General features: G+C 59.3%; 27 protein-coding genes. 23 read left to right on the forward strand and 4 right to left on the reverse strand.

From position 1 onward, the window contains the following. Nucleotides 1-577: 577 nt before the first annotated feature. From IEV82_RS04740 to IEV82_RS04755, 4 genes are all read left to right on the forward strand, one after another. Entirely contained in the window at nt 578-2,581 is a 2,004-nt protein-coding gene (locus IEV82_RS04740; protein ID WP_188480835.1) for a TadE/TadG family type IV pilus assembly protein, read from the forward strand. Next, nucleotides 2,578-3,138, forward strand: a complete 561-nt coding sequence (locus IEV82_RS04745; protein ID WP_188480836.1) for a TadE/TadG family type IV pilus assembly protein — start codon at nt 2,578-2,580, stop codon at nt 3,136-3,138. Before IEV82_RS04740 ends, IEV82_RS04745 begins: the two co-directional genes overlap by 4 nt. A 5-nt stretch (nt 3,139-3,143) precedes the next feature. After that, on the forward strand, nt 3,144-3,572 hold the full coding sequence (locus IEV82_RS04750) for a TadE/TadG family type IV pilus assembly protein (protein ID WP_188480837.1): 429 nt from the start codon (nt 3,144-3,146) through the stop codon (nt 3,570-3,572). A gap of 113 nt (nt 3,573-3,685) precedes the next feature. Further along, nucleotides 3,686-4,054, forward strand: a complete 369-nt coding sequence (locus tag IEV82_RS04755) for a response regulator (RefSeq protein ID WP_188480838.1) — start codon at nt 3,686-3,688, stop codon at nt 4,052-4,054. 49 nt (nt 4,055-4,103) lie between these two features. Here IEV82_RS04755 and IEV82_RS04760 read toward each other — a convergent pair whose 3' ends face one another. After that, on the reverse strand, nt 4,104-4,814 hold the full coding sequence (locus IEV82_RS04760) for a LuxR C-terminal-related transcriptional regulator (protein ID WP_188480839.1): 711 nt from the start codon (nt 4,812-4,814) through the stop codon (nt 4,104-4,106). Between the two features lie 540 nt (nt 4,815-5,354). Here IEV82_RS04760 and IEV82_RS04765 point away from each other — a divergent pair. From IEV82_RS04765 to IEV82_RS04800, 8 genes are all read left to right on the forward strand, one after another. Next, nucleotides 5,355-8,528, forward strand: coding sequence for a PAS domain S-box protein (locus tag IEV82_RS04765; protein ID WP_188480840.1), 3,174 nt, complete (start codon nt 5,355-5,357; stop codon nt 8,526-8,528). A gap of 208 nt (nt 8,529-8,736) precedes the next feature. Continuing rightward, a complete protein-coding gene (locus tag IEV82_RS04770) occupies nt 8,737-8,922 on the forward strand; it encodes a Flp family type IVb pilin (RefSeq protein WP_188480841.1) in 186 nt (61 codons plus the stop codon). 36 nt (nt 8,923-8,958) lie between these two features. Further along, the gene (locus tag IEV82_RS04775; RefSeq protein WP_188480842.1) at nt 8,959-9,462 is read left to right on the forward strand and encodes an A24 family peptidase; all 504 of its coding nucleotides are present in this window, start codon (nt 8,959-8,961) and stop codon (nt 9,460-9,462) included. Nucleotides 9,463-9,495: 33 nt separating this feature from the next. Next, nucleotides 9,496-10,266 (forward strand): Flp pilus assembly protein CpaB, encoded by a 771-nt coding sequence (cpaB, locus tag IEV82_RS04780; protein WP_188480843.1) that lies wholly within the window; start codon nt 9,496-9,498, stop codon nt 10,264-10,266. A 56-nt stretch (nt 10,267-10,322) separates the two neighbouring features. Next, the gene (locus tag IEV82_RS04785) at nt 10,323-11,573 is read left to right on the forward strand and encodes a CpaE/TadZ family protein (protein WP_188480844.1); all 1,251 of its coding nucleotides are present in this window, start codon (nt 10,323-10,325) and stop codon (nt 11,571-11,573) included. 44 nt (nt 11,574-11,617) lie between these two features. Then, nucleotides 11,618-13,090 carry a TadA family conjugal transfer-associated ATPase gene (locus IEV82_RS04790; protein WP_229747675.1) on the forward strand — a complete coding sequence of 491 codons (1,473 nt, stop codon included), beginning with the start codon at nt 11,618-11,620 and terminating at the stop codon, nt 13,088-13,090. Between the two features lie 19 nt (nt 13,091-13,109). Continuing rightward, nucleotides 13,110-14,105, forward strand: a complete 996-nt coding sequence (locus tag IEV82_RS04795) for a type II secretion system F family protein (protein ID WP_188480845.1) — start codon at nt 13,110-13,112, stop codon at nt 14,103-14,105. 12 nt (nt 14,106-14,117) lie between these two features. Beyond that, on the forward strand, nt 14,118-15,095 hold the full coding sequence (locus IEV82_RS04800; RefSeq protein ID WP_188480846.1) for a type II secretion system F family protein: 978 nt from the start codon (nt 14,118-14,120) through the stop codon (nt 15,093-15,095). Between the two features lie 94 nt (nt 15,096-15,189). Here IEV82_RS04800 and IEV82_RS24000 read toward each other — a convergent pair whose 3' ends face one another. Further along, the gene (locus tag IEV82_RS24000; RefSeq protein WP_373285173.1) at nt 15,190-15,555 is read right to left on the reverse strand and encodes an Hpt domain-containing protein; all 366 of its coding nucleotides are present in this window, start codon (nt 15,553-15,555) and stop codon (nt 15,190-15,192) included. A 56-nt stretch (nt 15,556-15,611) separates the two neighbouring features. Between IEV82_RS24000 and IEV82_RS04810 the strand changes: the two genes are divergently transcribed. From IEV82_RS04810 to IEV82_RS04820, 3 genes are read left to right on the forward strand one after another with little or no spacing between them, the layout of a single operon-like run. Further along, nucleotides 15,612-15,884: a hypothetical protein gene (locus IEV82_RS04810; RefSeq protein WP_188480848.1), complete on the forward strand. Its 273-nt coding sequence runs from the start codon at nt 15,612-15,614 to the stop codon at nt 15,882-15,884. A gap of 59 nt (nt 15,885-15,943) precedes the next feature. Next, nucleotides 15,944-16,915 (forward strand): sensor domain-containing diguanylate cyclase, encoded by a 972-nt coding sequence (locus IEV82_RS04815; RefSeq protein ID WP_188480849.1) that lies wholly within the window; start codon nt 15,944-15,946, stop codon nt 16,913-16,915. Between the two features lie 3 nt (nt 16,916-16,918). Beyond that, on the forward strand, nt 16,919-17,764 hold the full coding sequence (locus tag IEV82_RS04820; RefSeq protein ID WP_188480850.1) for an EAL domain-containing protein: 846 nt from the start codon (nt 16,919-16,921) through the stop codon (nt 17,762-17,764). 104 nt (nt 17,765-17,868) lie between these two features. On the opposite strand, the gene IEV82_RS04825 is transcribed toward IEV82_RS04820, so the two are convergent. Together IEV82_RS04825 and IEV82_RS04830 are read right to left on the reverse strand one after the other, a co-directional pair. Beyond that, nucleotides 17,869-18,414, reverse strand: coding sequence for a YaeQ family protein (locus IEV82_RS04825; RefSeq protein WP_188480851.1), 546 nt, complete (start codon nt 18,412-18,414; stop codon nt 17,869-17,871). Nucleotides 18,415-18,507: 93 nt separating this feature from the next. Further along, on the reverse strand, nt 18,508-19,467 hold the full coding sequence (locus IEV82_RS04830; protein ID WP_188480852.1) for a LysR family transcriptional regulator: 960 nt from the start codon (nt 19,465-19,467) through the stop codon (nt 18,508-18,510). Nucleotides 19,468-19,608: 141 nt separating this feature from the next. Between IEV82_RS04830 and IEV82_RS04835 the strand changes: the two genes are divergently transcribed. The 8 genes from IEV82_RS04835 to IEV82_RS04870 all read left to right on the forward strand — a co-directional run bounded on the left by IEV82_RS04835 (nt 19,609) and on the right by IEV82_RS04870 (nt 26,671). After that, a complete protein-coding gene (locus IEV82_RS04835; protein ID WP_188480853.1) occupies nt 19,609-20,385 on the forward strand; it encodes a transporter substrate-binding domain-containing protein in 777 nt (258 codons plus the stop codon). Between the two features lie 183 nt (nt 20,386-20,568). After that, nucleotides 20,569-21,216, forward strand: a complete 648-nt coding sequence (locus IEV82_RS04840; protein ID WP_188480854.1) for an amino acid ABC transporter permease — start codon at nt 20,569-20,571, stop codon at nt 21,214-21,216. An 18-nt stretch (nt 21,217-21,234) separates the two neighbouring features. Continuing rightward, the gene (locus IEV82_RS04845) at nt 21,235-21,891 is read left to right on the forward strand and encodes an amino acid ABC transporter permease (RefSeq protein ID WP_188480855.1); all 657 of its coding nucleotides are present in this window, start codon (nt 21,235-21,237) and stop codon (nt 21,889-21,891) included. A gap of 15 nt (nt 21,892-21,906) precedes the next feature. Next, complete coding sequence (locus tag IEV82_RS04850) at nt 21,907-22,677, forward strand: amino acid ABC transporter ATP-binding protein (protein WP_188480856.1); 771 nt, start codon at nt 21,907-21,909, stop codon at nt 22,675-22,677. Then, nucleotides 22,674-24,026 (forward strand): aminotransferase family protein, encoded by a 1,353-nt coding sequence (locus IEV82_RS04855; protein ID WP_188480857.1) that lies wholly within the window; start codon nt 22,674-22,676, stop codon nt 24,024-24,026. The genes IEV82_RS04850 and IEV82_RS04855 overlap by 4 nt, the downstream gene beginning before the upstream one ends. Then, nucleotides 24,023-24,715, forward strand: a complete 693-nt coding sequence (locus IEV82_RS04860; RefSeq protein WP_229747676.1) for a CoA transferase subunit A — start codon at nt 24,023-24,025, stop codon at nt 24,713-24,715. Before IEV82_RS04855 ends, IEV82_RS04860 begins: the two co-directional genes overlap by 4 nt. Then, nucleotides 24,702-25,355: a 3-oxoacid CoA-transferase subunit B gene (locus IEV82_RS04865; RefSeq protein WP_229747677.1), complete on the forward strand. Its 654-nt coding sequence runs from the start codon at nt 24,702-24,704 to the stop codon at nt 25,353-25,355. Before IEV82_RS04860 ends, IEV82_RS04865 begins: the two co-directional genes overlap by 14 nt. Before the next feature lie 8 nt (nt 25,356-25,363). After that, nucleotides 25,364-26,671, forward strand: a complete 1,308-nt coding sequence (locus tag IEV82_RS04870; RefSeq protein WP_188480858.1) for an ArgE/DapE family deacylase — start codon at nt 25,364-25,366, stop codon at nt 26,669-26,671. The last annotated feature ends 3 nt before the right edge of the window (nt 26,672-26,674 follow it).

The following is a 26,674-nucleotide window of genomic DNA, read 5'->3' on the forward strand; positions in this document are numbered from 1 at the left end:
AGCTTCCTGAGCGTTGTCGAAGCCTGTGTGCCCCACAGCATCACAGAATGCGGCACCGCCCCAACAGGCGACTGCTTGCGACAAGTGACGAGTGTCCAAAAAGGGCTGCGACCAATCAGCTGCACCCAGCGGCATCTCAGCCTGTTAGCGTTGGCAGCAGAGGCTCCCTTGCGACTGTCGGTTAAACCTTCAATTTTGGAAACGAAATTGCCCACCCCACGGGAAACCATCCTCGCCGCACTGCACACGCGGCTCTTGTGGCTGAGCGGCATTCATTTGTGACCCGCGCAAGGCAGATTGCAGCGAGTCTGTTGTTGCGGGTTGCATGCTCAGACATCACCCTTGACCCTCGGGCATGAGTGGCCGGCTGATAACTTGGCTCTTTTCACGTCTAAGGCGATCCGGCTCGGATTGATGGCGGCTTCAGCTCAATCCGGCAGGTCAACGTGCGTGGGACTGGTCAACCGACCCGGCCATTTGGCCAGCTATTGTCGGGCGCCGAAACTGAATACGGTCTGACTTCATTCCATGCTGCAAGGTTTCCATTCTGAACTCAGGACTACGATAGGGCCATCACATGAAGCGGAACCCAAACGGAAAGCGAGTGCCGAATGTCGCACAGGCGTTCCGAGGTCTTTCGCGCAAGGCTTGTCTTGCAGCTTTCGGGATACGTCAGGATGGCGCGGTGGCGATCGTCACTGGTCTGGCGATCCCGGTTCTGTTGGGCTTTGCCGGATTGGCACTTGAATACGGGACCATTCTCGGGGTTCGGGCTCAGGCGCAACGCACAGCGGATTTTGCCTCTCATGCCGGAGCCGTCGCGTATTCGCGATCGGGAGATGAAACCCAGATGATCAATGCGGCCAGAGGTGTCGCCGAGTTGAACGGGTTCAGCGCCGCCGAAATCGTCGTGTCGCTTGATGCGTCCGTTCCGACAGCGTCCGGAGCCGCTGTCCGCGCCACCATCACGACACCAAAATCGCTTTATCTTCCGCGCATTATCGGCAGCAACGGCTCGGTCGATGTTGTGGCTTCAGCGGTCTCGGGGGCGACGGGCGGCGCGCCCGCCTGTGTGCAGGCCCTTGATCCCGGTGGCACCGGCATCACCCTGTCAGGTGGCACGGCATTGCAGTCCAACGACTGTGGCATCGCCTCGAATTCCGGAGTTGCTGCGCCCTGTGGCACCAGCATTGTCGCCGAGGCGGTCAGCTACGATTCCGACACGGCGCCCCGGACCGACGGGTGCAATACGATCACTGACCCGAATGGCGGCGCAGCAGATATCGTGCGACGGCCGACCACTGATCCGTTGGCGGGAACCAGCGCAATCTTGCTGGCACAAAGCCTGATGGCAGAGACAGAGCTGCTTCCAGCGCCTGATGCTGTGGTTGTTGGCGCAGGGCCGAACATCGAATTCGGCTGGAACGCCAACGCGACCAGAGCACAGGCGCAAGCGATCGGCTGTACGGCCAGTTTCAACAACAGCATCGATGAATGGATTTTTTCCTGTCCTGGTTTGTCCACCGTTAACATCGGGAATATCACCATCGGTGGCGGACTGCGGCTGAGCTTCAACCCGGGGGCGTCCTCGGCGATTGTCTACAACGTGTCCGGCAGTATCCGGAACACGGGCACGCAAATGACCTTTCCAGGCGGCGTCTACAATATCGCACTGGGCATCGTTACCGGCGGCGGGTCGGTCACTGAATTCGGCGCAGGCACGTACCGGATCGGTCGTTCGACCCACAGCTGTGAGGGACAGCGCTACAGTATCTGCAACACCAGTCAGCTGACCTTTGCGGGGCCCAGCAGCTTTGTTCTTACCGGAGGGTTCCGGAATACCGGTGGGTCGACCTTGACGCTGGGTACAGGGGACATGAACAGTTTCCAGTTCGGGCCGTCATCCGGTGGCGATGCGATCTCTCTTGGCGGTGGATCCCAAACCTTCATGGGGGACGCCAGTGCGGGCGTTTTCGAGATGGCGGGGCGCATCAACGGAGGTGGCGGTGGCAGTTGCTTTGTCGTCCCGCGCGCGCCCTTGCACGAAATCAAAGGATCGCTTCTGGCCTCCGGGGCCGTTCGATTTGGGGCGGGCCTCTATGTCGTTGATGGATATATGCATATGGGTGGCAACGGTGGCGGAAGCGCCAGTTGTGGGGGCGCGACGATCAGCATCCATGCTCCCGACACCACGTTTCTTGTTTCGGCCAATGGCACCGCGCCCAGCGGTTGGGAATGTCGGGATCAGGCATATTGTGTGTCTGCCGGTTACAGCAATATCCGGATGACGGCGCCTGAAAGCGGGCCCTTCGCGGATATGGCAGTGATCGGGCCTCTTGATCCGGCCCAAGCCGATGGCGCGCTTTTTACAGCCGGTGCCAGCGGTGCTGTTGTGTCCGGTGCGTTTTACTTTCCGAATGGTCCGATCACCGCATCCGGCGGTGCCAGCGCAAGTGGCGGGAGCGGCGGGTGTCTTCAGCTGATCGGGTCAGAAATCACCCTGTCAGGCGGCACTTCCCTTGCGTCCGAATGCGAGATCCCGCAATCCGGTGGCAGCGGACGAGTGGTGATCCTGAGGTGACCCGGCTTTTGACACGGCTGAGCCAATCGCTGAGGCGGACCGACGATGGCAGTATCGCCGTCGAGTTTGCTTTGGTTGCACCGCTGCTATTGCTGATATTGGCCGGGGTGGTCGATATCGGCGGTGCGGCTTATACCAAGCTTGAATTGGACGCGCGGGTGACCGCGGCAGCTGAATTCGCGCTGATCCAGCCAACGCCGGGAGATCAGGCGGCGGCACAGGACCTCGCCGAACAGCTGATCGGATTGCTTCAGGGCCGGGCGACGGAGACTGCCGAGGTCGTCGTGAACAATGCAGCTGTCGCGCAATGGACCGGTTCCACGGTGACTGCCATGGCAGGCTCCGGGAGCGCCAATGAGTGCTACTGCCCCGCTGTTTCTGACGGAACGATCTTGTGGGGATCAGCAATGGCATGCGGATCGGCCTGCAGTTCCGGCGCGACCGCCGGGCAATTTCTGCATGTCTCCGCAGCCGCCCGCCATGTTACGATGTTTCCGGGATATGCGTTCATCGAAGAAGACACGGTCAAGACAAGCACCGTTTTGCGGTTGCCGTGACCGGGATGTCCAGGGTTCGCGCCATAATCCGGGACTGTCGTGGGGCCGTTGCGGTCGAGTTCGCGGCAATCGCGATTCCGCTGATGATCATGCTTGTCGGGTCGATCGAGGTCAGCCGCTTTGTCTGGACCCGTCTTGCCTTGCAGGATGCCGCAACGACCGGGGCGCGCTGTCTGGGACTGCGACTGCCCCCTTGTTTTGTCGATGGCAGCATAAGCACAAGCGGGGTGACAGGTTTCGTACAGGATCAGGCTACGGGTTGGGGCATCGGACTTCCGGGCGCGACAGTTTCACCGACCGAGAGTGCAATCTGCAATGGGACTGCGGGCTTTGCCCAGATCGCCATCCGGCACGAGGTTACCAGCGTCCTTGCTGTCCTGCCGGCTGCGTGGATCTCGGTAGAGGCCTGTTTCCCCCTCTTGCCGGAGTCGTGATTATGTTTATTGTAGCTCCCGAAATCCAAAAAGAACAGTTTCTCGCGTGACACTAGAGGTGTCGCGCGTCCGGTATGTTCGTCGTAAAGCCTACCCAGAAAAGAGGTAAATATATGAGCAACGTTCCAAAACTGCTGGTCGTGGACGATGATCAAATGATGCTGGATTTCGCTGTGCAGGCGCTGGCCAGAATTGGTTTTGCGGCGGTCGCCTCAACGAATGCCGAAGCGGCGTTGCTCGTTTTGAAGCAGGACAGCGAGATTCGCGTGGGGATTTTCGACATTAATTTAGGACGTGGGCTCACCGGCATGGAATTGGCGGACGAAGCGCATGCTCTGCGCCCGGATATTGGAATAATTCTGACGTCGGGGGACCACAACGCATTGCACCGCGTTATGGAGGGCATTCGCTACGATATCGACATTCTGGCAAAACCGTATCGGCTCTCTACGCTGCGGGAAAAGCTGAGTCAGTTCACGTGACTGATCGGACGCCTTGCCGTCGAACCCGGTATTTCCGGTTTGCAGATCTCTATTGCTCTGTCTTGAGCAATTTGGCCCCCAGAATAGCGGCTTCAACGCGGTTCGAGGCTCCGAGAATGCGAAAAATGAATGAAAGATGAAATTTCACGGTGCTGTGATTGATGTCAAGTGCGCGCGCAATCCCCTTGTTCGGCTGCCCTGCCACGAGAAGGTGCAGGACTTCCAATTGGCGTGGCGTCAGAACAGCCAGGGTGCCTGCCGGGTTTTCGATGTCCGGAACAGGTTCCGCATCGTCCTGGCCTTCGTTCAGCATAGGTGTGAAAGGCGGCAGATACACTCCGCCGGAAGCGATTTGCTGGAGTGCGGCTTCCATCTCACCGATGCCCAGACCTTTGTTGATGAAGCCCTGCGCCCCCGCCGAAAGGGCCATCAGAATATCCTTGCGGGACCGGGATGCTGACAGAACCACCAGCCGGATCGCTGGCTGTGCGGATTTGATGGCTTCCAATAAGCCTTTGTTGTCTATGCCCGACATATTCAGATCGACAAGGCCCAGACCAAAAGTGGTGCCATCTGAAAGATGCCGGAGCGCTTCCTGGGCTGTGCTGCAGACAACAATGTGTTCGACGTCGAACCGTTTGTTCAGCACGGTTTCGATCGCAACGCGAAAAAACTCATCATCATCAATGATGATAACAGGAGCGATCGATGCCATGTTCGCTTGCGACGCTTTTGGGTCCCGATTTCCTGCGAAACTCATTTGTCTGCCTCCTCGGCACGTCAGGGTAGCTGTGTTGGGTAACAAGGCAACCTACGGTGCTACGAAATACTGGAAACACAACGTCAATTTGTGGATGGGGACCAAGCAACCTGTCGCTGCTCGAATGCAACCTGCGCGGTGCGTGTTGGCCGCGTCGGCTCCCGCCGATCCTTTACCCCGTCGTCGAAACTCTACGCAACGTTCTTTTTATACGCCAAAAGAGCAAAAGAGAACCTGCTTAAACTTCAGGACCAAGCAGACTCTGCCTTCAGTCGCAGAATTCGAAAAACCCTTCAAAAATAAAGATTTGCCGGGTGTTAAGCTCTCAAATCACGCTTGTCCAAGCCGCAAATGCGTTTCATACCAAATTAAATGTCGCCAAACACATCCCACGCCGTCTGGTCGAACATCGTACCTACCCTGCATAGGGGACGCAATGATGTCCCCCTTGATTGCACGTGCCCGAACACTGCCCGTCAGATGTTCTGATCGCTTTGATGCGCCGGACATGGCGCGGCGATTCTCTCTAAGGAGTCTGAGATGACAGGCATTTCCACGGATTTTGCGTTGACCTTCGCCATATTCGCGTCGGCGCTTGTCATCTGTCTGATTGCTTTCCAGCGTCAACGAAGCCGCCTCCAGCTTGCGAACCAACGCCTGAAGGCGCAGGCCTCGGTGGTAGAGCAAACCAATGAATTGGCCGGGCTGGGCACGTGGGTGATCCTGTCTGATCTCCGATCCGTTCGGGCCTCGCAGTACATGAGGCGCATTCTCGGATTTTCCGAAAGTGAAGACGTCGTGACGATCGATGCGCTGCGTTCGCGGATCGTTTCGGAGGACCAGCCCGTTTTCGACGCGGCCTTTCATCGGGCCGTGACGGAAAATCGGATGGCAGAGGTCGAATTCCGCGCAGTCGATGCTTCCGGAGATACACGTTTTTTCCGGGCAATCACCGGTCCGAATGGGGCGGTGCCTGAGGATGACAAGGACGCGGGTGGCATATCCGGCATCATTCAGGACATCACCGATCTCAGGCAAAACGAAACGGCACTTGCGCAGTCGCGAAAGCTTGAACGTCTGGCAGGCGATGTGGCGCGCATAGGGGGGTGGAGTTTCGACCTTGAAACACGTGAATTCAGCGGAACACGTGATACGATGAAGCTGGTTGCACTTGACAGTGAAAACAAACAGTCGATTGACGTTATCACGCACCGGTTCCTTGATCAAAAAGAGCGCGCCCATTTCGAGCAGAGCTTTTGGACATGCGTTGGGACGGGCAGTCGCTTTGATCTGGTCGCAAGATTTCTCCGGTTCGACGGCAAGGAAACCTGGCTGCGGATGATCGGCGAGGCGCAGTTCGATGCGTCGGGCGCAGTCGTGTCGATCCATGGCGCGCTGCAGGATGTCAACGAGTTGATCGAGGCCCAGAACGCTCGGGAAGAAAGCCGGACGCTGCTGGAAAAAATACTCGATTCTTTAGACGATGGATTTGTCATTCACGATCACGACGGCACGATCCAGTACATGAATTGCAGGGCCTATGGCATTATGGACGCGCCCGCTCACAACCTTGTTGGGGGCAACATTTGGGAAAATTTTTCCAATCTGGTCGGGTCACAGTTCGAGCAGGTGGTCAACGAGGCGCTGGAAACCGGCGAAAGCCAGACCTTCGAGGGTGAGGTCTGGGCCTACGAACAGTGGATTTCGGTAGCGGTACATCCGACGTCGGCCGGGGTTGCGATCTATCTCAGGGACACGACCGAAGAGCGCGCTTCCCGCATGCGCTTGCGGCTGCTGGACGCTGCAGTATCGCAAATCAGCGATGTTGTGCTGGTCACAGACGCCACCTGCACTCAGCATCCGGGATCTCGCGTGGTCTATGTCAACGACGCGTTTGAAAGCATGACCGGTTATGCAAAAGACGAGATTCTGAACCAGACGCCTTCTATCTTGCAAGGCCCCGAAACAGAACGCGATCGTTTGGACGAAATTCGACAAGCCATTGCAGACAAGCGATCAATCCGAACCGAACTGACGAATTATCGCAAGGACGGCAGCCGTTTCATTGTGGAAATGGATATCAGTCCCTTGTTCGACGCGAATGGCACCTGCACGCATTTCGTCTCTGTTGGTCGAGACACAACCGAGCGTCGGCAAGTGGAAGAAAACCTGCGGGTTCGCGAAGAGCAGTTCCGTCTGGTCGGGCAGGCAAGCCGAGACATCATCTGGGACTGGGACATACAGAAAGGCATCATCTCCAATAGCGCTGAAACCGAACCGGTCCTCGGGTCCAGATCACAAATGCTGGTTGAAATCCCTCAAAACGCGCGGATCGAGGACAAGCTGGAACGCATCCATCAAGATGATCGGCTCAAGGTCACTGAAAGCCTGGATGCTGTGCTGGCAGGTCAGTCCGACGCATGGCGTTGTGAATATCGGTTCAAGGCAGCAAACGGCTCTTGGCGGACGATCAATGACAACGCGTTTGTCGTACGCGACAAAAACGGTGAACCGCGGCGCATGGTTGGGGCGATGTCGGACATCACGGATCTGAGGTTGCTCGACGCGCAGCTGCACCGCGCAAAGAACCTGGAGACAGTTGGGGACCTGACTGGCGGGATCGCACATGATTTCAATAACCTGCTGACCATCATTCTGGGCAATTGCGATATTCTGCTCGAGGATCTCCAGTCCGACGCTCCGCAGCGGTCTTTGGTCAAGTCGATTGACGATGCGGCCGAACGCGGGGCTCGTGTCTCTCGCGACTTGCTCGCCTTTTCGCGACGCCAGCCGCTTGCCGTGCGGGCAACCGACATCAACGATTTGATTCGGCAGTCCTCCAACATGTTTGAACGCGACGTCGATGTGAGCACGGAAATCCGGTATGATCTTGCCGGGGAAGCTTTGTTGGCCAATGTCGATCCCGACAAGCTTCAGACAGCTCTCATGAACCTGATCCTCAACGCACGGGCGGCAATTCCTCAGAAAGGAACCATCACCGTCAGAACCAGGCCCACGACCATCACGGGCAATGAGGCGCAGGTCGATGTCGATCCCGGTGACTACGTCACGATCGACATCGTCGATGACGGAACAGGCATGATCAAGGAAATCAGCCAACGGGCTTTTGAACCCTTCTTCACGAAGAAAGAGCCGGGTGTCGGGACCGGCATGGGGCTCAGTTCGGTCTACGGCTTTGTGAAACAGTCTGGCGGACATGCAATGATCGAGTCGGAGCCCGGAAGAGGCACAACAGTCACCCTGTGCCTGCCGATGTCTCGACAGCAGGAAACGACCGCACCGGTTTCCGCCGTGTCTGCGACGCAGACCCGACGCAGATCGAACCGGGTTCTAGTCGTTGAAGACGACACCGATCTCAGGACGTTTGTGCGCACTGTACTGGGCCGAATTGGCTACCAAGTCGTCCAGGCCGAAGACGGGGAGCAAGCGTTGGCGATACTCCAGAAGGACGGTGATTTCGATCTTGTCTTTACCGACATCGTCATGCCAAAGGGCGTTAACGGTGTCCAACTGGCTGGAAAAGCGCTTGAATTATACCCGGGGCTGAAAGTGCTTCTTACGTCCGGGTACACTCGGGATGCTCTTGGCAAGGATCGGCACCTGCCCAACAATATTCCGATGCTCTACAAGCCCTTCCGGGCGAATGAGTTGATTGGAAAGGTCGGCGACATGCTCAAGGCGCAGTCGGCCTGAAGCAGATAAAGCCGCCCATTTTCTGCCGAACCCAGCCCCGCAAAACGGCCTGTCCAGATGGCTAGGCCACGACGCCAGCTAGCTTGTGCACGGGTAAAAGGTGATCCTTTTCGAGACGGACCAAAGTACAGGGCCGTCAAATCTCCGGCTGACGGAGTTCACTTCACAGCCGGTTTTGTCGGGAAAATCTGGAACAAGGAAATCACCCATGCTGCATTTGTTTCTCAAGCTTAACAAGAACGAGTCTGGTGCAACTGCCATCGAATACGGTTTGATCGCGGCTCTTGTTGCCGTCGCGCTGATCACTGCTCTCACTGCTCTTGGTACCGATCTAGGCGGTCTCTTCGAGAACGTCTCGACCAAGCTGAACTCGGCGATCCCCTCCGGTGGTTAATTGGTGCTGAGCGCCTGACCCGGAAGACACCAGGCCATGCCGAACGATTTTTTGGTTTTCGCACTCCTTTGGTTCATTGGCTGTCAGCTGCTCGCGGCAACCAGTGACGCCATGCGGATGCGCATTCCAAACCTGCTGATCCTGTTTCTGCTCGCAGGCTACGCGGTCACGGTCATGCTGGTGCGTCCCGAGTGGGCGAGTGTTGCCAGCAACGTCGCGACCGGTTTTGCGGTCCTGATGGGCGGAATGCTCTTGTTCGCGCGTGGCTGGATGGGGGGGGGCGACGTCAAACTGTTGGCCGTGTCCGGCTTGTGGCTTGGACCGGTCGCAACTCCGGCGTTGCTCCTTCTGACGGCCATTGCGGGCGGAGTGTTGACATTGGTGATTCTGGCCTGCCGCACCCTTGGCGCCCACCGCCTCGGTGGCACCAGGATCACCGGTCTTCACGACCCCAATGGGCGCGTGCCCTACGGGATCGCAATTGCGACGGCGGCTATCGCCGTCGCCTTTCTTCGGCCCGATGTCCTCGTTTCGGGCTGACAGACGACTTTTGCTGCTGCTCGGAGGATTGATATGCTGAGAACCATTATTTTAATCATCGCATTGGGTGCTGCCGGTGGCGCAGCGTGGATCGCGTCAGAGAAAACCGCATCGGCTCCTCTGGCCGTGGTCGCGGAACAACTGACACCCGAGATGACGTCGATCCTCGTTGCGGCTGAAGATATTCCGCGCGGACAGCAGATGACAGCGAGCGCGATGAAATGGCAGCAATGGCCAAGCGACGCCCTGGCTTCCAGTTTCATCGATCTCAAAGTGCGGCCCGACGCCGTGAAAGAGTTTTCCGGACAATTCGCCAACCGACCGATCTCTGCCGGCGAACCTGTTGCCGATTGGGCGTTCACCGATGGTCCGAACGGATTTTTGGCCGCAACGCTTACGCCCGGCATGCGGGCGGTTGCGATCGATGTAAACGCACAAAGCACCGCCGGTGGCTTCATTCTGCCGAACGACCGCGTCGATGTGCTGCATACCATGCAGGAAACGCGGGATCTTCAAGGCAGTGAAACCCGCAGCCGCACCATCCTCAGAGGGGTCCGTGTTCTGGCGATCGACCAGACCACCGAAGACACGGACAGCGGCACGGTTCTTGGCAAGACGGCAACTCTGGAACTGACAGAGGCGCAAGTCGAATACGTCACGGCTGCAGCATCGACCGGAACACTGTCGCTGGCCCTGAGACCGCTGGAGGAGCTGCCGACAGAAACGATGATGGTTGTCGAGGAACCGGCCAAGACGATCCGCGTCAGGCGCGGCATCGTACTCGAGGATTTCGTGGTCAACTGAAGTTGAATTCGCGCCGAACCAAGACGGTGTCGGAGCTCTCGGGCGAAGGAAAAAAGATGAAACATTCTGCAATCAAGATGGAAGACGGAGTTTCCGCGGAACCCGAAGATCCGATGTCGAGCACCCGCGTTCCGCACCTGAACGCAGCGGCATTCTGCGTGACACCCACGGTCCGGGGCGCGATCGAAAGCGCCAGCCAAGATCGTCGTCTGACCCGCGTCAAAACCGAGATCAGCAACGGCGGCGTGGAACGGGCGCGTCAGGTTTTCGCCACCAGACAAACGCCGTCTCTCCTGGTTGTGGAGGTGGCGAGCCATGGCGCAGCGCTCTTGAAGGAGCTCGAAATCCTTGCCGAGGTGTGTGACCCCACAACCAAGGTTGTGGTGATCGGCCCAGACAACGATATCGGTCTCTATCGAACCCTGTTGGGTCGCGGCGTTGCAGACTATCTTGTCGGGACAATTACGCCGCTGACCTATGTCTCGATGGTTCAGAACCTGTTCGGACAGGACAACCAGGCCAAGCTTGGGAAAGTATACGCATTTGTCGGTGCCAAGGGTGGGGTAGGGACCTCGACCCTTGCCCAGAACGTGGCTTGGACGATTGCTCAAGAGCAGGCAACCCCGACATTGCTGGTCGATCTGGATTTTCGGTTTGGATCGGCAGCGGTCAATCTTGACCTGAAACTGGTGACGGGGCTGGAAAAATACCTCAGCGAACCGGACAAGCTCGACGCCGCCCTTCTGGATAAATTGATCGTGCAGCGTGGCGAGCATCTGAGTGTTCTTCCCGCATTTGACGACTCTCTGGGTGACATGGAGCCTGCACCCGACGCGGTTGACCGACTGATCGAAATCGCGAGGGCATCATTCCCAAACGTTGTGCTCGACCTCCCGCATGATTGGTCGCCTGCAAGTCGTGACACCCTGACGGCCGCCGACAAGGTGATTGTCGTGGCAGCACCCGATCTGCCGAACCTTCACAACACCATGGCATTGATGGACAGACTGCGCGCCCTGCGGCCGAACGATGCTCCGCCGCAAGTCATCCTCAATATGTGCAAGATGCCCAAGCGCAAGGAAATCGGCGCGCAGAAATTTGCCAAAAGCCTGGGTGTCGAAAACTTTTCCACGATCGCGTTTGATCCTGCGACCTTTGGCTCCGCAGCGTTTGCCGGGCGTGCGCTGTCCGAACAATCACCCCGCAGCAAAGCGCAAAAATCGGTCCGTGAACTTGCCACTGTCCTTTTGGGCAAAGACAGAACCCGATCCCGCAATTGGCTTCTCAGGACGCTCGGCCTTGGCTGACACAAGACCCGTAACGTGTCTGCTTGAACCTGGAGCATAGCAACATGTCTCAATCCTTCGGAAAACGAACGGCCCAGAGCAACGCGCAGAAGCTTGCGTCACCCGTGATGCAAGGGACCGAGGTGCCTGCGGTCACTGGTTCTGTTTCCAATACCGAACCTTTGAATGTGACACAGGCGACCGAACAGCCTTCCGTGTCCAGCCGCGTGGTCGCCAAGAGTGTCTCGGCGCGGAATGGGGTGGATTATATCGAGCTCAAGAAAGAGATCCTGGGCGCGCTGATCGAGTCGATCAATATCACCGAACTCGGGCGGCTGGACCTGTCGGCGGCACGACTGGAAGTGGGCGCAGTCGTCAGCGAAATCCTGTCCGTAAAGCGGGCGGTGCTGTCGAGCAGCGAACAATCCGAACTGACCGAAGAGATCTGCAATGATGTTCTGGGTTATGGCCCATTGGAGCCCTTGCTCGCCCGTGATGACATCTCGGACATCATGGTGAACGGCACCAACCTGATCTACATCGAAGTCAAAGGCAGGGTTCAACAAACAAACATCCGCTTTCGCGACAACGAACAGCTTCTCAATATCTGCCAGCGTATCGTCAGCAAGGTCGGTCGCCGCCTTGATGAATCGAGCCCGATCTGTGACGCGCGCCTGCCCGATGGCAGCCGTGTCAACGTCATCGCGCCGCCGCTTGCGATCGACGGTCCCAGCCTGACCATCCGCCGTTTCAAGAAAGACAAGCTGACGCTGGACGAATTGGTCGAGTTTGGATCGATCACGCCGGAAGGTGCCGAGATCCTCAAGATCATTGGCCGGGTGCGGTGCAATGTCCTGATCTCGGGCGGCACGGGGTCGGGCAAGACGACGCTCCTGAACTGCCTGACACGGTATGTGGATGCGGATGAAAGGATCGTGACATGCGAGGATTCTGCCGAACTTCAGCTGCAGCAGCCACATGTCGTGCGCCTTGAGACCCGACCGCCGAATGTCGAGGGCACGGGCGAGGTCACGATGCGGGATCTGGTCAAGAACTGCCTGCGCATGCGTCCCGAGCGGATCATCGTCGGCGAGGTGCGGGGTCCCGAAGCCTTCGATCTCTTGCAGGCAATGAACACCGGTCACGACGGTTCGATGGGCACGCTGCACGCCAACACCCCGCGTGAGGCTCTGGCGCGGCTTGGGGCGATGATCACGATGGGCGGCTATGACCTGCCGTCTCAGACCATTCAGGAGATGGCGGTTTCATCCATCGACGTGATCATTCAGGCGGCACGGTTGCGCGATGGATCGCGTCGCATCACCCATGTGACCGAGGTGTTGGGCATGGAAGGCGATGTTCCGATTTTGCAGGACATCTTCGTCTACAAGCTGCTTGGTGAAGACGCGCAGGGTCGGATTATCGGTCAACATCAATCGACAGGTATCGGGCGTCCGGCGTTCTGGGACCGAGCACGCTATTTTGGCGAAGAAGTCCGGCTCTCCCGCGCGCTTGAAGCGGCGCTGCACTCCTCCTGACCTGAAAGCTGGTGCCGAGATGTCCCAATTTGACCTCACTCTTCTGATTGTCCCTCTGCTGGTTCTGGCGACAATCGCGCTGCTGCTGATCTTGATCATGCCGTGGATCGAAGCGCGAGCGCTGAACAAGCGACGGATGACCCTGGCTCTGGGACGCGGTCACAGCGCAAACGCTGCTGCCACGGGCGGTGGACAGACCGCGGCCCATCGAAAGGCCATCGAGAGAACCCTGAAAGAGATCGAGGAGCGCCAGTCGCAAAAGGTACGTCGCCGCAGCCGCCCGGGTCTGGACAAGCGCCTGCGTGAAGCCGGACTGACCTGGAGCCCGTTCACCTACTGGTTGGTGAGTGCATCGGTCGCCACGGGCGCATTCGTTGCGTCTTCATCGCTTGGGCTGCCGATTTCCGGTGCGATCGCCGTGTCGGCCGGCCTTCTGATGCCGCGTTTCTATGTCATGTTTCTCCGCCATCGGCGCCTTGCCGCGTTTGCAGCGGGATTTCCGGATGTGATTGACCTGATCGTCCGCGGGGTCCGCGCCGGGCGTCCCTTGGCCGATTGCGTGGCCGTTGTTGCAGCCGACAGCGCCGATCCGATCCGGAGCGAATTCAGACAGGTGGTCGAAGATCAATCGGTCGGGGTGCCGATGCACGAGGCCGTCGAAAAACTGGCACAGCGCGTTCCGCTGCAAGAGGTCGGGTTTCTCGCGATTGTTGTGGCCATCCAGAATCGTGCGGGCGGCAACCTGACCGAGGCGCTGAGCAACCTGTCCACGGTGCTCAGAGGGCGGAGGCAACTCCATGCAAAGGTCAAAGCGATGAGCGCCGAGGCCAAGACCTCGGCGGGTATCATCGGATCTCTTCCGGTGATCGTCGCTGCACTCGTTCAACTGACGAGTCCCGAATATCTCGCCATTCTCTACCAGACAAACGCGGGCATCATCGTGATCGTCGCATGTGCCGTCTGGATGTCCATCGGCGTGTTCGTGATGCGCCAGATGATCAACTTCGACATGTGAAGGAGACGCTGAATGCCAATCGACCTCACCTCGACACAACTCCAGCAGCTGATCATCGCGTTGTCCGCCATGTCGACCTTTGGTTTCATTCTTTGTGTCGCGTGGCCCTGGATTGTCCGCGACCGTGTCAGCGAGCGGCTGAAATTCGCCGGGAACCACCGCAGCGTCGTGCGCCGGTCCACTCAGCCAATGCGTGGCGTGAAAACGGTCACTCGATCCAAGTTGTTCGCCAAGGAACCGAACCGCATCTTCGCCGGGATCGTGCACAAGCTGCGTCTCGCCCGCCCGGGTGAAGAGGGTGAAACCTCGAAATTCCTGCGCATGGCGGGTATGCGCGGTCGGGCTCCTCTGGTGACGTATCTTGCCTCGCGGATGATTGCAGCCGTCGTCATGCCCGGAGTGACCTTTGCCTATGTCACGCTTGTGCTGCGGCCGGATTTGCCGACGGTCACGGTGGCTGTCATGGCCTGTGTTGGTGCAGTGATCGGGTTCTACCTGCCCAAGCTCTATGTCGGCAACCTGATCGCCAAGCGACATTCCAGTTTGCGGCGCAGCTGGCCGGACGCGCTGGACCTTTTGTTGATCTGCGTCGAATCCGGGATGAGCAGCGAGGCTGCGTTTCGGAAAGTGGCCGAGGAAATCGGGTCGCAGTCCAAAGAGCTCGCCGACGAAATGTCCCTGACGACCGCGGAACTCGCCTACCTGTCGGACCGTCGGCAGGCGTATGAGAACCTTGGTTCCAGAACCGGTTTGGACAGTATCAAAGCCGCCGTGCTTGGCCTGATCCAGTCGGAAAAATACGGCACATCTCTTGGACAGATGCTTCGCGTGCTCGCCAAGGAAAGCCGCGACTTTCGGATGGCCGCAGCCGAGAAGAAGGCCGCGTCGTTGCCGCCCAAATTGACGGTTCCGATGATCCTGTTCTTCCTGCCGGTTCTGTTTGCGGTAATCGCGACCCCTGCTGTCCTTCAAGCGCTTGGAGTGTCGTGATGGTGGCACTCTTGACTCAAACGCGTCACCCAAGAAACGTGCACCTCACATGCGCGTCATTTGAGACGACTGAACGGCGAGCCGCTGGGTACAGCTACGGTTTCGATCTTTCGGCTTCGATGAACTCGACCCCCCGCCAAGCCTCGGTTTTCCAACGGTCCCAAATTGGCGCAATTTCGCGATCCAACCGGATCGCCTGCTCGAGAAGGGCGGATTCATATGAAAGCGCCGACAACCCAAGAAACCCGGAACGGCCAGCGATCCTGTGTGCGGTATCTCGAAGCGTCTGTGGCTCTTGGAAATCCGGTTCAGGCGCGGTCAGAAGCTGCATCAACTCTGTCTGCAGCGCATGAAGATGAGCGCGTACGCCTTCTTCTCCGAACACCGACCGGGCTTCGCCAAAAATATTTGCATCGTGCAGAGGTCTTGCGTCCTGCGCCCTGTGCCCACGATCAACCACGATGTCTCCTTCGATGTCGCCTTGGCCCCCTGTCAACCATCATAGGAGCATGTTTGATGAAATACCCGAAATATTGCGTACCGGCGAAAGCGACCCTCGAAAACGGCAATCAGTATTTTGGCGGTTTCCATGTCGTCCAGAACCAACGGATTCTCGATGTTCTTTGCGACGACAGGCCTTTCCTTCCATTCAAGCTCCGCGACAGGACGATCCTGTTGAACAAGTCGCGGATTTTGCAGATCGATCTTCTCTCGATGCAAGATGTCTACGAAATGATCGACGTCCTGCCCGAAATGAACCTCGACTACTTGGAGGCGAACGCGTGGTGAGCCCGATGACCAACTTTTGCACGCTGATTTTCCGTTTCGAGCATTGAAAGGATATGAATATGCTGTCCAACAACCTCAGCGACGAAACGGGCCGCCTCTGCGCCCTCGAGCGACACAATGCTCTGTGCTACGCGTCTGAGGCAAGCTTTGATCAAATCACCGGGTTGATGCAAACGATCCTCGGGTTGAAAATGGTTTCCGTCAGCCTGATCACGAAAGACAAGCAGGTTCTCAAGGCCCGGCAGGGGTTCGAGCTCAATGAAAGTTCGCGGACAAACGCGTTCTGCGCTCTAACAATTCAAAGTTATGATCCGTTGGTCGTGGAAGACACTCATGAAGACGCGCGGCTGTGCGACAATCCCTATGTGACTGGAGAGCCATTTGTGCGCTGCTATATCGGTGCACCATTGACGACCACCGACGGATACAACATCGGCACGGTATGTGCATTCGATACATATCCGCGGAAGTTCACCGCACAGGAAGCAAACATCGTCACCAGATTTGCCGATTTGATCATGAACCAATTCGAACTGCGGAACATGGCCGACCGGGATTTCCTGACACAACTTCCGAATCGTCGCAATTTCGAGGCGGGGTTGCAACAAGAGCTTGGTCGTCTGAGCCAAAACAACGGAACCGCGACTCTGGCGGTTATCGATATCGATCACTTCAAACAGGTAAACGACAGGCTTGGTCACTCAAGCGGGGATCGTGTCTTGCGGGAATTCGCGACCATCCTGGCCAAGAATTGCCGTGCAAACGACCTTGTCGCCCGGCTTGGTGGGGAAGAATTTGCCGTGTTCTTGCCGGACACCAGAATCGAAACTGCGCGCATCTGGGCAGACCGCATGCGGCAGGAAGTGGCCGACGCCAGTTTCGACGCTGAAAATGCGGTGCGTGTGACGATCAGTGTAGGTTTGGCTGTGCTTGACGGGACGATAACGCCTTTCGACGCCATATCGCGCCTTGCCGACAATGCCCTTTTTGCCGCCAAACGGCAGGGCCGAAACAGAGTGGTCGCAGCCTGATCCATGGACGACTCTTCCAATTTCCGGATACCTCCACCTGTGGACGTGACGATACCCGAGTTCAGCATTCGAGAGACGAATGCGCTTGCTGTTGCATCCGCACCACGGATCGAGATCACGGATCTGAAACGTGCGTTCGAGAGGGGCGACCTGTTGCTGCATTATCAGCCGCAGGTGGATATCTCACACAATTGGCCAAAGATCACCGGCTACGAGGCTCTGGCGCGGTGGCCGCTTCCGGACGGTCGGTTTGTCCCTCCCGACAGGTTCATCCCGCTGGCCGAGGATTCTGGCTTTGCGGTCATGATCGACATGTGGGTGATTGATACGGTTTCCGCCGAATTGGCGCGCACGCAGGCTGCAGGTGCTGCGCCGGGTCTGTGCATGTCGGCAAATGTTGGCCCGCAGCAGTTCAGACAAACACGCTTTGCGCAGGCCGTTGGTGATATCCTGACCAAACACGGCGTCGCCCCGACATGCCTTACACTGGAAATCACCGAACGCGCGGTGCTCGACAGGGGGAAGGCGACATTGGACAACATCTTCGCGCTGGACGAGATGGGCATTTCACTGGCGCTTGACGACTTCGGAAAAGGCTATTCGTCGCTGTCGCAACTCAGAGACCTGCCTATCCACGAGGTCAAGTTGGACCGGAGCTTCATATCCGAGCTTCCGTATAGTCAACGGGATGTTGCCATCGTCACCTCGACGATCAATCTCGCCGATGATCTTGGGCTACACCTCGTGGCGGAAGGCGTCGAGTTGGCGTGCCAAGCGCTCTGGTTGCGCTCGAATGGCTGTCGGACGATCCAGGGGTTCCTGTACGGACGCCCCGCGCCGCGGTCATGACACCGTGAAACCGCAACGTCAGTCCCAGAAACGCGCATGCGCTGTCAGCCAATCGGCGGGGCACCGTGACAGCCGACGCCGTCCATGCGGCCGGCGTCGGCGACCTACGCGGCGCTTTTCCACTTTACGGGCGTGACATAGGCGATGTTGTCATCGACGCTGATCATCACGTCGCCGTCCTGAATGTTGACCTGCATCTTCATCGCGCGACTTGCCAGTTTGGCCAGGGCGTCGGTGTCGGTCTCGGAAAAATGGATCACCTGCAGGTTGTCGAACCGCGTTGTGCTGTTCTTGATCTTGTCCCACCAGATTTCGGCGGTCTTGCCGCCATAGGGGTAGACAATCACCTGCGCAGCCTTGCTGCAGGATTGGCGAACGACCTTTTCGCTTGGCAGGCCAAGGGCCACCCAGACATCGAGCTCGCCGCTCAGGCTTTTCTGCCAGATGTCCGGCTCGTCATCCGTCGACAGGCCCTTGGTCATTTCCAGATGCTCGTGGGCATTGAGGGCAAACGCCACGATGCGGACCATCAGACGTTCTTCCGTTTCCGACGGATGCTTGGCAATGGTCAGCTTGTGGGTCTCGTAATAGTGGCGGTCCATGTCGGACACAGACAGCTCGACTTTGTAGATGGTGGCATTCTGCGCCATGATGTGCCCCGGATTTCTAGGATTGGGATACCTACTCCGAGACGCGCCCTTTGGAAAGCGGATTGGCGGTTCGCAAGGCATCGTGCCGAGAATTCAAGCCCGGTAGGTCCGTTCGGCCAGATCCGTGGCCGACAGGGATTTTCTGCACGCGGCAAGAAAGGTGGATTCCGCGTCGGATTGGCGTCGGCCCGGATTGCTGAGCAGGTAGATATCGACCTGCGGCAGATCATGAAAGGGCGGCAGTTGGCGCAGGCGCCCGGCCTCGACATCGCGCTGCGCGACATGCAGCGGCAGCGCGCCGATTCCGATATTGGCCATGATCATGCGCCGGATTTCGTTGAGGCTGGACGACACGCCGCGCCACGTGTTGGCCAGACCCAGCTTGGTGCGCAACCGTGATATCGCTTCCAGCGGCTTGCCTTCGGCTTCGGTCTGAAAGGCGACAAAGGGATCGCCCCTCAGATCGTCCGGGGTGATCTCGGGCGCGTGGAACAGCGGATGGCGCGCACCGCAATAGAGGCCGAAATATTCGCGGTAAAGCACCATCGCATCGAGGTTTTTCGGGATTTTCGACAGCAGGCAGATGCCCAGGCTGGCCCGGTTCTGCGAGATCATCGTGGCCACGTCATCGCTTTCGTTCACCGAGAACGAATAGGTCACATGGGGGTGCACGATCGAGAACTGGTTCAGGATGTCGTCGAAATGCTCGGACACCACCGAACTGGTGATCGCGATCGACAGATGGCCGCGCAATTCGGCCTCGTCGATGTCCAGCAGAGAGGGCAGTTGCGAGATCGACCCGAAGATCTTGGCGCATTCGGTATAAAGCACCTGACCGGGGCGGGTGATGGTGAATTCATTGGGTTTGCGGATGATCAATTGCATCCCCGCCGAGTACTCCAGCCGCTTGAGCGCTGCGGACACGGTCGGCTGCTTGAGACCCAGAAAATCCGCCGCTTTCGAAATGCCGCGCTGTTCGACGACCACCATGAAGGTGCGCAGCAAATTCCAGTCGAGGTTCCAGGGAAAGCGTTGCTGATGGGGAAGGTTCATAGGTTCTATCTATAATCAACGTAGGTTATATTTATTTGCGCGATGCTATGCCGCCATGTAAGTCTTTTTGAACAGCGGAGAAAATCCGCGGCCGATTTCTGGGCGCAGCGCCCGCCAGATCAACCCAACATGGAGACCGACATGAATTCTCGCCGTACCATCCTTACGACTGCCGTTGTCGCAGCAGGCTTTGCCGTTACCGGACTGACCGCTGCCGGGGCCGAAGAACTCGAGACGCTCAAGGAAGAGGGTGTCATCCGGATCGCGATGTCCGGTGCCTACCCTCCGTTCAATTTCGTCAACGACCAGAACGAGGTGGTGGGATTTGATGCCGCCATTGGCACCGAGATCGCCAAGCGTATGGGCCTCGAGGCCGAGATCATCACAACCGCATGGGACGGCATCATCGGTGGCCTGCTGGCCAACAAGTACGACGCCATCGTAGGCTCCATGACGATCACCGATGAACGTGACGAAGTCGTTGATTTCGTCGGTCCCTACTATTCGGACAAGCGGGCCATTTTCACCCAGCCGGGGTCGGGTATCGACAGCCTCGAAGATCTCGAAGGCAAGCGCGTGGGCCTGACATTGGGCGAAACCCACGAGGACTGGGCGCGGGAACGCGGCTACGACATCAACACCTACAAGGGTCTGCCCGAGCTTCTGCTTGAGCTGGAAAACGGTCGTGTCGATGCCATAGTCAACGACTCCATCGCGGCGATCCTTGCGATGAACGCCAAGGGTCAGGAATACGAGATGTTTGCTGATCCGACGACCGAACCGTTCGGCGCAGGCATTGCCATCCGCGAAGGCTCGCCTGAACTGGCGGCGGAAATGCAGGCGGCGCTGGACGCGATGATGGCGGATGGCACGTATATGCAGATCGCCGAGGAATGGGTCGGCGCCGACATTCGCTGAATGCCTCAAGGCTCCCGCCCGATCGGGCGGGGGCCTTTGCAACCCCGTGATCCGATGCGCAAGACGGGATGCGTTTTGCGCCTGCCGGGTGCCGGTGCCAAGCCTCTGTGACCGTGCAGCAGGCCTCGCACGGACACCGGGCGCGATCCGCCCGAACCTGCCCACCACCTTAGGGAGCGTGACATGGACTTCGACCTGATGCTGCGGGTCTATCCGTTTTTCCTGGATGCCGCCTGGGTCACGATCCAGCTGTCGGTTCTGACCGCGCTTCTGGGTCTGACCTGTGGCACGCTGGGTGCCTCGGCGCGGCTGTCGCGCTTTGCGCTGCTGCGGTTTCTGGGCGCGGCCTATGTCAGCGTGTTTCGCGGCACGCCCGCGCTGATCCAGCTGTTCATCCTCTACTTTGGCGGACCGCAGATCGGCATTCAGCTTGATGCCTTCGAGGCGGGGGTGATCGGGCTGGGCATCAATGCCGGCGCCTACATGACCGAAACCATCCGCGGCGCCATCATCTCGATCGACAAGGGCCAGCGCGAGGCGGCGCGAACCCTCGGGCTGAGCCAGTGGCAGGCGACCTATAACGTGATCCTGCCGCAGGCCGCGCGGCTTATGGTGCGTCCCTTGGGGGTGAACTTGAACATGCTCATCAAGGCGACCGCGCTGGTGGCCGCGATTTCCGTGGTCGAACTGACATACACCGCGCAGCGCTATATCGGATCGACCTACAAGCCCTTCGAAATGTTTCTGCTGGCGGGCCTGCTTTACATGATCATCATCTATGCGACCGGACGGGCCGTGACCTGGCTGGATCGCAAGGTACAGATCACCTGACCGGGAAGGGATACACAGATGGGTCTGGACTTTACGGTTGTTCCCGCACACCTCGACATCATCCTGCTGGGCTGTCTCTGGACGATTGCGATTGCCGTTGCCGCCGCCGTTCTGAGCTTTTTCGGCGGCATCGTCTTTGCGGTGATCGCGCTTTACGGGCCTTGGTTCATCCGCCTGCCGTTCCGGTTGATCGAATGGGTGTTCATGGGCACGCCGCTGCTGTTGCAGTTGTTCCTGATCTATTTCGGACTGGTTCAGATCGGCATTGACCTGCCTGCCTTCGTGGCCGGGATCATCGGGTTGGGGCTGCATTTCGCCGTCTACAATTCGGAACTGATCCAGACCGCGATCCTGTCGGTGGACAAGGGCCAGATGGAAGCCGCGCGCACCGTGGGCCTCAGCCGGGGTCAGGCGCTGCGCAAGGTGGTGATCCCGCAGGCGGTGCGTGACGTGATCCCGCCCATCGGCAACAACATGATCGCCCTTCTCAAGGACAGTGCGCTGGTGTCGGTGATCGGTGTCAGCGAACTGACCCTGTCTGCGCAGCGCGCCATCGGCGCGACCTACCGTCCGTTCGAATTCTACCTTGTCGCCGCGGCGTTCTACTACGTCATCAACCTTGGCATGGAATGGGCGCAGCGCCGGATCGAGCGCCGCATCTCCATCTCTCGCTGATCCTGGAGGCTGAACATGACCGACCAAAGCCATTTCGTCGAAATCCGCCACGCGCAGAAATCCTACGGTACGCTCGAAGTGCTCAAGGATATCAGCCTGAACGTCGAGCGCGGCCAGATCGTCGCCATCATCGGCCCGTCCGGGTCAGGCAAATCCACGCTTCTCAGGGCGGTCAACGATCTGGATTCCCTGACCGGCGGAGAGGTCTGGCTGGACGGGGTGCAGGTGAACAAGGACTTGCCGCACCGGCAGTATGAAAAGCACATCAACGCGATGCGGCAGGACATCGGGATGGTGTTCCAGCACTTCAACCTGTTCCCGCATCTGACCGCGCGGGAGAACGTCGTGATGGCCCCCAAGATGCTCAAGGGGCTGTCCAAGGAAGACGCCAACAAACTGGCCGAGGAACAGCTTGAAAAGGTCGGGATGCTGGACCGGATCGACTATTACCCGTCGCGCCTGTCGGGCGGGCAAAAGCAACGCGTGGCAATTGCCCGCGCCTTGGCGATGAAGCCCAAGCTGATGCTCTTTGACGAGGCGACCTCGGCGCTTGATCCCGAACTTGTGGACGAGGTCAACATGGTGATGAAAAAGCTGGCCGAAGAACACATGACGATGATCATCGTCACCCACGAGATGGATTTCGCTGCCTCGGTCTGTGATCGCGTTCTGTTCATGGATCAGGGTGTGGTTGTCGAGGAAGGACCGCCCGAGATCGTCTTCAAGAACCCAACCAAGGACCGAACCCGCGAATTTCTTCGCAAACATCTGGCAGGTGCCGCGTGACCGAAACGCCCTCATATCTTTTCTACCAATCCCGAAATCCGCGGCCGTTTCTGGATCGCGGCGAAGGGATCTACCTCTTCGACGAGTCCGGCAAACGCTATATCGACGGGTCCTCCGGCGCGATGGTGTCCAACATAGGCCATTCCAACCCGCGCGTTCTGGCCAAGATCAAGGCGCAGATGGACAAGGCGACCTTTGGCTACCGGCTGCATTTCCGCACTCATCCGTCCGAGGATCTGGCCACCAAGACGGTTGAAATGACGCCCGACGGTCTGGACCGCGTGTTTTTTGTCTCGGGCGGGTCCGAGGCGGTGGAAAGCGCCATCAAGCTGGCCCGGCAATACGCCGTCACCCAGGGGCAGGGATCGCGCTACAAGGTGATCTCGCGGTTCCCGTCCTACCACGGCTGCACGTTCGGCGCGCTGGACCTGACCGGGTACGCTCCGCTACGCGAACCGTTCGCTCCGATGATGCCTGGCATGCCCAAGGTCGCGTCTCCCGCGACCTATCTCGACCGCGACAACCTCACCGAAGAGGCGCGCGGGCTGAAATACGCAGAGCTTTTGCGCGACAAGATCCTGGAGGAGGGGCCGGATACCGTGCTGGCCTTCATCATGGAGCCAGTCGGAGGCGCCTCGACCGGCGCGCTTGTGGCACCAGACAGCTATTATGGCCGGGTCCGCGAGATCTGCGACGAATTCGGCGTTCTGCTGATCTATGACGAGGTCATGACCGGCGCGGGCCGCACAGGCAAGTTTCTTGCCGCCGAGCATTGGGGGATCACGCCCGACATCGTTGCGCTGTCCAAGGGGTTCGGCGCGGGCTACGCCCCGCTGGGCGCGATTGTCGCCGGGGCGCGGCTGGTCGAGCCTGTGCTGGACGCAGGCGGTTTCCTGCACGGCTTTACCTATGCCGGCAACCCGCTTGCCTGTTCTGCAGGGCTGGCCGTGCTCGAGGAATTGCAGGACCAGAACCTGATCGAGAACGCCGCCCGCATGGGGGACGTTCTGATGGACGAATTGCGCGCCTTGATGGACCGTTATCCCTTTATCGGGGATGTGCGCGGCAAGGGCTTGCTCACCGCGTTCGAATTTGTCTCGGACCGCAGCACGATGGAACCGCTCGATCCGGCGCTTCAGGCGCATTCACGGCTGGTGGAACTGGCCTATGAGCGGGGGTTGATCCTCTACTCGCGGCGCACCCGTGGCGGAACATCGGGGGATCACTTCCTCGTTGCGCCGCCGCTGATCATCACCAAGGACCAGATCACCGAGATGATGGTGATCTTGCGCGACGCGCTCGATGCCTTCGCGCTCGAGATCGGTGTGCCGGTGGAGGATGCCGCGTGAGACTGCCCGACAAGACCTGCACCATGGAAGAGGCAATCTTCGGGATCAGGGATGGCGATACGGTGATGATCGGCGGTTTCGGCGTGCCCGGCACACCGATGACGCTGATCCGCGCGCTGGTCGATCACGGTGCCCGCGACCTGACCCTGATCAAGAACGACGCCAACGAACCTGGCATGGGCATCGACCATCTGCTGCAAAGCGGGCAGGTCGCGCGGCTGATCACCACCCATCTGGGGCTGAACAGCCATGCCATCGGGTTGATGAACAGCGGCGCGATCCAGGTCGAGTTCAACGCCCAAGGCATTCTGGCCGAACGCATCCGCGCCGGTGGGGCGGGGCTGGGCGCCGTGCTCAGCGATATCGGCATCGGCACCGAATTGGCGGCGGGCAAGCAGGTGGTCGAGATGAACGGCTCGCCGTATCTGGTCGAACCAGCCTTGCGCGCCGATGTGGCGCTGATCCATGCCGACCGGGCGGACCTGTTCGGCAACCTCGCCTATGTCGGCACGGCGCAGAACTTCAACCCGCTGATGGCGATGGCCGCCCGCCGGGTGATTGTCGAGGCCGAGGCGGTTCTACCGCTGGGCGGGATCGCCGCCAATGACGTGCATACCCCCGGTGTCTTTGTCGATCACGTGGTCGAACTCGAAACCCTGTCCAAGGAATACGCCGTTGTCCAACGCTAGGGAACGCATGGTCGCCCGCGCCGCGCGCGAGATCGCACCGGGCATGGTGGTCAATCTGGGGATCGGCCTGCCGACGCAGGTGGTCAATCATCTGGCGTCCGATTTTCCGGTTTGCCTGCACACCGAGAACGGGCTGACCGGGATCGGACCCGCCAAGGGATACGATACCGCCGACCGTAACCTGATCGACGCAGGTGGTGCCTATGTCTCGACCGTGCCGGGATCGGCCTTTTTCGACAGTGCCACGAGCTTTGCCATCGTACGGTCCGGGCGGCTGGACCTGACGATGCTGGGCGCCTTCGAGGTCAGCGCCACGGGCGATCTGGCCAACTGGAAGATCCCCGGCAAGTTCAGCCCCGGCGCGGGTGGCGGGATCGAACTGGCGCAAAAGGCCCGCCGCGTGGTGGTTCTGACCAGCCACATGGACCGGGCCGGAAACCCCAAGCTGAAGCAGGCCTGCGCGCTGCCTTTGACGGCGCGGGGCTGCGTGGAGCGCATTTTCACCGACATGGCCGTGATCGACGTGACGCCTCGGGGCTTTGCTCTGATCGAGACTGCCGAAGGGATCAGCACCGCCGAAGTGGTCAGGGCGACCGGCGCGCCGCTGATCCTGCCCGACGCTGCCGTGCCGACATTCTGAGGCCCGAAATGCAAGACGACCTGAAAACCCGCCTGTGTGATGCCGTGGATGCCGGATTTGACCGGCAGGTGGCGTTCCTGTCGGAGTTGACCGCGCATCCCTCGACCCGAGGCAACGAACAATCGGCACAGGGTTTCATGGCTGGTGAACTGACCGCGCGGGGCTACGAGGTGGACCGCTGGCAGATCGACATTGCCGACATTCAGCACCTGCCGGGCTTTTCCCCGGTGATCGGCCCCTACGAGGACGCGGTCAATGTGGTCGGCACCCATCGCGCCCGGTCCGGCGGCGCAAGGTCTGGCGGCGGCCGGTCGCTGATCCTCAACGGTCATATCGATGTGGTGCCTGCTGGCCCGCTGGACATGTGGGACAGTCCACCCTTCGAGCCGCGTGTGGTGGATGGCTGGCTTTACGGGCGCGGCGGCGGCGACATGAAGGCAGGGCTGGCGTCGAACCTCTTTGCGCTGGACGCGCTGACCGCGTGCGGACTGGCCCCCGGTGGCGACGTGTTCTTCCAATCGGTGGTCGAAGAGGAATGCACCGGCAACGGCGCTCTGGCCTGTCTGGCGCGGGGTTACAAAGCCGACGCGGCGCTGATCCCCGAACCCTTTGCCGAACATCTGGTCACGGCGCAGCTGGGGGTGCTCTGGTTTCAGGTGCATCTCAAGGGGCTGCCCACACATGTCGCCTATGCCGGCACCGGATCGAACGCGATTGAGGCGGCGATCCCCCTGATCCAGGCGTTGCACGAGATGGAGCATCGCTGGAACGCCGCCGAACACCGCTCCGACGATTACGCGCATGCGGAACACGCGCTGAACCTCAACATCGGCAGGATCCAGGGGGGCGACTGGACAAGCTCCGTTCCCGCATGGTGTGTCTTTGACGTGCGCATGGGCCTGTTTCCGGGCCAGTCCATAGACGCCGCAAAAGCAGAGATCGAACAGGTGATCCTTGATGCCGCGCGGGGCAACGCGTTCCTGCGCAATTCATTGCCCGATATCGTCTACCACGGCTTTCACGCCGAAGGTTATGCACTGTCGCAGGACAGCTCCGAACACGCGGCGTCGGCGATCATTGCGCTGGAGGCGGCGCATCATTCGGTCACCGGCACGGCACTGGAGCGTGCTGCGATCACCGCCACAACCGATGCGCGGTTCTTTGGCCTGTATGCCGACACTCCCGCACTGGTCTACGGCCCGCGCGCCGAGGCGATCCACGGATTCAACGAGCGGGTCGATCTGGAAAGCCTGCGCCGCGTGACGAAGGCCACCGCAATGTTCATCGCCGACTGGTGCGGCACAGAGGAGGTCTGAGCC

It is taken from the genome of Marivita lacus (assembly GCF_014637725.1).
GTDB lineage: Bacteria > Pseudomonadota > Alphaproteobacteria > Rhodobacterales > Rhodobacteraceae > Marivita > Marivita lacus.

Bases quoted from the DNA above. Each gene is read 5' to 3' on its own strand.
- IEV82_RS04770 (WP_188480841.1), top strand. From the start codon at position 8,737: ATGCTGCATTTGTTTCTCAAGCTTAACAAGAACGAGTCTGGTGCAACT.
- IEV82_RS04845 (WP_188480855.1), top strand. From the start codon at position 21,235: ATGGGTCTGGACTTTACGGTTGTTCCCGCACACCTCGACATCATCCTG.
- IEV82_RS04835 (WP_188480853.1), top strand. From the start codon at position 19,609: ATGAATTCTCGCCGTACCATCCTTACGACTGCCGTTGTCGCAGCAGGC.
- IEV82_RS04775 (WP_188480842.1), top strand. From the start codon at position 8,959: ATGCCGAACGATTTTTTGGTTTTCGCACTCCTTTGGTTCATTGGCTGT.
- IEV82_RS04815 (WP_188480849.1), top strand. From the start codon at position 15,944: ATGCTGTCCAACAACCTCAGCGACGAAACGGGCCGCCTCTGCGCCCTC.
- IEV82_RS04810 (WP_188480848.1), top strand. From the start codon at position 15,612: ATGAAATACCCGAAATATTGCGTACCGGCGAAAGCGACCCTCGAAAAC.
- cpaB (WP_188480843.1), top strand. From the start codon at position 9,496: ATGCTGAGAACCATTATTTTAATCATCGCATTGGGTGCTGCCGGTGGC.
- IEV82_RS04795 (WP_188480845.1), top strand. From the start codon at position 13,110: ATGTCCCAATTTGACCTCACTCTTCTGATTGTCCCTCTGCTGGTTCTG.
- IEV82_RS04760 (WP_188480839.1), bottom strand. From the start codon at position 4,814: ATGAGTTTCGCAGGAAATCGGGACCCAAAAGCGTCGCAAGCGAACATG.
- IEV82_RS04750 (WP_188480837.1), top strand. From the start codon at position 3,144: ATGTCCAGGGTTCGCGCCATAATCCGGGACTGTCGTGGGGCCGTTGCG.
- IEV82_RS04800 (WP_188480846.1), top strand. From the start codon at position 14,118: ATGCCAATCGACCTCACCTCGACACAACTCCAGCAGCTGATCATCGCG.
- IEV82_RS04820 (WP_188480850.1), top strand. From the start codon at position 16,919: ATGGACGACTCTTCCAATTTCCGGATACCTCCACCTGTGGACGTGACG.
- IEV82_RS04850 (WP_188480856.1), top strand. From the start codon at position 21,907: ATGACCGACCAAAGCCATTTCGTCGAAATCCGCCACGCGCAGAAATCC.
- IEV82_RS04740 (WP_188480835.1), top strand. From the start codon at position 578: ATGAAGCGGAACCCAAACGGAAAGCGAGTGCCGAATGTCGCACAGGCG.
- IEV82_RS04870 (WP_188480858.1), top strand. From the start codon at position 25,364: ATGCAAGACGACCTGAAAACCCGCCTGTGTGATGCCGTGGATGCCGGA.
- IEV82_RS04785 (WP_188480844.1), top strand. From the start codon at position 10,323: ATGAAACATTCTGCAATCAAGATGGAAGACGGAGTTTCCGCGGAACCC.
- IEV82_RS04765 (WP_188480840.1), top strand. From the start codon at position 5,355: ATGACAGGCATTTCCACGGATTTTGCGTTGACCTTCGCCATATTCGCG.
- IEV82_RS04825 (WP_188480851.1), bottom strand. From the start codon at position 18,414: ATGGCGCAGAATGCCACCATCTACAAAGTCGAGCTGTCTGTGTCCGAC.
- IEV82_RS04755 (WP_188480838.1), top strand. From the start codon at position 3,686: ATGAGCAACGTTCCAAAACTGCTGGTCGTGGACGATGATCAAATGATG.
- IEV82_RS04790 (WP_229747675.1), top strand. From the start codon at position 11,618: ATGTCTCAATCCTTCGGAAAACGAACGGCCCAGAGCAACGCGCAGAAG.
- IEV82_RS04840 (WP_188480854.1), top strand. From the start codon at position 20,569: ATGGACTTCGACCTGATGCTGCGGGTCTATCCGTTTTTCCTGGATGCC.
- IEV82_RS04830 (WP_188480852.1), bottom strand. From the start codon at position 19,467: ATGAACCTTCCCCATCAGCAACGCTTTCCCTGGAACCTCGACTGGAAT.